The organism is Actinosynnema sp. NPDC059335 (genome assembly GCF_042752395.1).
Lineage (GTDB): Bacteria > Actinomycetota > Actinomycetes > Mycobacteriales > Pseudonocardiaceae > Actinosynnema.
In genome coordinates this window covers 1-3,261 of record NZ_JBHYXZ010000069.1, presented here as the reverse complement: position 1 = coordinate 3,261, position 3,261 = coordinate 1, and the positions used below count along the sequence as shown (strand labels likewise).

Annotated in this window: 4 protein-coding genes; 1 reads left to right on the top strand and 3 read right to left on the bottom strand. The window is 72.1% G+C overall.

The annotated features are described in order from the left end of the window. Positions 1-160 precede the first annotated feature (160 nt). Positions 161-1,363, bottom strand: a complete 1,203-nt coding sequence (locus tag ACFXGA_RS21750) for a DUF6004 family protein (protein ID WP_378090625.1) — start codon at positions 1,361-1,363, stop codon at positions 161-163. A 252-nt stretch (positions 1,364-1,615) separates the two neighbouring features. Between ACFXGA_RS21750 and ACFXGA_RS21745 the strand changes: the two genes are divergently transcribed. Then, positions 1,616-1,771: a hypothetical protein gene (locus tag ACFXGA_RS21745; RefSeq protein WP_378090623.1), complete on the top strand. Its 156-nt coding sequence runs from the start codon at positions 1,616-1,618 to the stop codon at positions 1,769-1,771. A 174-nt stretch (positions 1,772-1,945) separates the two neighbouring features. Here the strand turns inward: ACFXGA_RS21745 and ACFXGA_RS21740 are convergent, their stop codons facing one another. Together ACFXGA_RS21740 and ACFXGA_RS21735 are read right to left on the bottom strand one after the other, a co-directional pair. After that, on the bottom strand, positions 1,946-2,383 hold the full coding sequence (locus ACFXGA_RS21740; RefSeq protein WP_378090621.1) for an acyl-CoA thioesterase: 438 nt from the start codon (positions 2,381-2,383) through the stop codon (positions 1,946-1,948). Beyond that, positions 2,380-3,261 (bottom strand): polyketide synthase dehydratase domain-containing protein (locus tag ACFXGA_RS21735; protein WP_378090619.1); only part of this gene is annotated, 882 nt, incomplete at its 5' end. The genes ACFXGA_RS21740 and ACFXGA_RS21735, both read right to left, overlap by 4 nt.

Genomic DNA, 3,261 nt, shown 5'->3' with positions numbered 1-3,261 from the left:
CGGGTGGGGGGGCGCGCGGGGGGGGTGGGCGGGGTCTAAGTGTGTGTTCTTAATTTTGGGGGGTTGGAGTCGGGGGGGCTTTCGCCCCCGTTTGCCCCCCCCCGAAGGCCCGGGCGGGGTGCAACGACGAGTATGTCCGGGAACAACCGTCACTGCTCGCTCAGACGTTGACCGCCGCGTGCTCGCCGACGAACGCGTCGCGCATGACCAGCCGCACACCCGTCAGACGGGCCTTCACCTCGTCGTCCGTGGTGACCAGCGGGGCGTCCACGCCGCTCATCGACAGCTCGGTGCCGGTCGCGCCCATGTCCGTGAGGTTACCGCTGACGTGGACGGAGTTCGCCGCATAGAGCGTGGCCGCCGGGGTCATCAGCTCGAATTCCGCGTCGAGGTGCAACGCGCCGGGGAACTTGACGCGGCTCAGGCTCTCCTCGGAGCCCTCGCCCAGCGTGCCGCCGGACACCCGCGGCCAACTCGCCCGCAGCATGACCCGACCGCCCAGCTCCGGGCAGTGGCCGGTGACGGCCAGCCGCGCCATCTGCGCCAGGACGCCGGTGCCCTCCGAGTGCTTCTCCGGGCCGAACAGCAGGATCTCCGTGCCGGCGGCCTTGCGGTGGTCGCCCGCCAGGTCGATGTGCACGGTCTTGCCGTTCACCTCGACGTCGACCCGGCCCTCCAGCGACACCTGCATGATCATCGACGGGTCGACCAGCATCGACATGCACGGGCCCGCGCTCGGCGCGAAGAACACCGTCGGGGTGATGCCGACCGGCTGGTTCTCGTCGTCGGCCGGGTACCACGCCTCGGGCAGCGTCGTGCCGCGCGCGACGTTCGGCGCCTGCACGACCTCGAACGGGCCGTCGCCGCGCGGCTTGCCCAGGTACGGGCCGGTGAGCGGCTTCTTGAACGGCGGCACGTGGTCGACCACGCCGTAGATGTCGATGACGTTGCGGTGCGCGAGGCGCAGCGTGCTCGTCTCCAGGATGCCGAAGCGGCGGATGTAGAACTCCGCCGGGAAGTTCTTGCCGGGCACGATCTGGCGCACGTGGCCCGTGTTGGGCAGGAACGGGTTGGACAGCACCTGGATGCGGTCGTCCAGCTCGTAGCTGAAGCCCTTGATGCCGACCTCGGGCGCGCTGATCAGCTCCGTCTCGAACTCGGCGTACCCCTTCTCGTCCACCCGGTGCTCGAATCCCGGCATGGGCCACTTGTTCAGTTGGACGAAGCCCGACAGGTTGATGGTCTCGCGCCGACCCGCGTAGTAGTCGTCGCCGAACACCACGGTCGCCGCCGCGAGGATGTGCGGCCGGATGGGTTTGGGTTCGAGGTTCAGCGACTCGTAGGTCTCCCGGGGGTTGCTCACTGCGTTACCTCCAGAGTCTGTCTCGCTCGATGCGTGGGCGAGACTGTCCACAAGCTACGGACGCTATAGGTTTTGTTAGCGACCGTCCAGGGTACCGGTGACGTCCACCTGCGACTTCACAACACCGGTGGGTAGGGCTCATCCGTTCGCATGACGGATTCACGCAGCGTGAGTCCGGTTCCGGTCGCCTGCGGTACCGTCGAGGACGGTTGAGTTCCGCGTAGTGATCAAGCGGTGCGGGTGGAGGGGAACATGGCAGCGGTGCACGACGAGAGTTCGTACCTGGCCGCCCTGGCGGCGGTCACCCGGTCGCTCGCGGAGGGCCGGCCGGAACCCGAGGCGGTCGAGGACGCGCCCGTGCCCGGCCGGGAGGCCAACCCCGGTCCGGACGGGACGACCGGCCGCTGAGGTCGGCCGTCGCCCGACGCGCGGCAACCCGCTCCCCGGGAACCGCCGCCGAGGTCGGCCACGTCGCCCGGCGCGGGACACGGCAAAGCCCTTCCGGGGAAGCGGTCGGCGCGGCTCGTCACGTCGCCCGGCGGGAACAGGGCAATTCCCCGGCGAAACCGCCGCCGCGGTCCGTCACGTCGCGCGGCGCGTCACCTCGTACGGTGCGAGCGCGGCCACCAGCTCCTCCGGCACCGCAACCGGCTCGACCCCCGACCCGACGCGGCGCAGCGCGGCGACCGTCTGCTCGCCGCGCGCCACGAGCCGGTCGTCCCGCCGGAAGTCGAACCCCATCCGCAGCGCGCTGTCCCAGCGCTCCCGCAGGGTCATCGCGATGACGATCTCGTCGAAGGCGAAGCACTCCCCGAAGAACTCCATCGAGCACGACCGGGTGGCGAGCACCAGACCGCCGCTGCTCAGCTCCTTCAGCACACCGGGCGCGTGCCGGGCCAGGAACATCTCCCGGCAGTGCCCCTGCCAGTGCAGGAACTGGGCGAAGTAGACGTTGCCGACGAGGTTGGTCTCGTCGAACGTCACCACGTGCCGCCAGTGGAACTCGCGCACCGCGTTCACGCCTCCCGGGGCAGGGCGACGGCGACGGAGCGCGGGCCGGTGAAGGCGACGACCCGTGCCGCCGCGGTCCCGCACACCAGCAGGCCGTCCTCGGTCCTGTCCTCGACCACCACGCCCGCGTCGCCGGGCAGCCCGAGGTCGAGCAGCGCCCGTGCCACGGCCGTCCGGCCGTCGTCCGCCCGGGCGACGCCGACGGGCGTGGCCGCGTGGGCGACCACGGCGTCCTCGGTGGTCACCAACTCCAGCCGGTCGGCGAGGCCCAGTTCGGCCAGCCGCCTGCTCAACAGCGGGCCGACGAGCGGCGCGGGCGGCGGTTCCGGCCACGGGCGGGGGCCGTACGCGCGCAGCCGCAACCCGTCCCAGCGGGCGATCGGCACACCGTCCTGATCGGACAGGCGCACGTCGTAGACGTAGTCGTCGCCGTCGTGCGACCGCTCCTCGGCGTCCACGCGGACCAGGCCGGCGGGCTGACGCCACACCGTGACCCGCTCCGCCGCGACGGGCAGCGCCCGGCGGTGCGGCAGGCAGGCCAGCAGCACGTGGATGCCGGCGTCGTGCGCGCCCAGGTCGCCCAGCAGCAACCGGGACGCGAGGTACTCGGAGAACCACCGCTCCCCGCTCGCCCGCACCCGGGCCCGGACGCGGAACGCCGACAGGTGCTCGTACCCCACCAGGCACCGCATCCGTCCGGAGTGGAACAGCAACGGGCCGTAGAACGGGTGCGGCGCGACCGTCCCGGGTGGAGGGACGACGGTGGTCGCCGGCGCGACTGCCGCCACGGCGGAGGACCGCGCGGCGGCGGACTGCCGGGGAATGGCGGGCGGCGGCGCGGCGGAGAGCGGCGCGGCGGCGGAGGCGGGCGACAGGATATCCGGAGG

Coding starts and splice junctions, on each gene's coding strand:
- ACFXGA_RS21745 (WP_378090623.1), top strand. CDS start 1,616: ATGGCAGCGGTGCACGACGAGAGTTCGTACCTGGCCGCCCTGGCGGCG.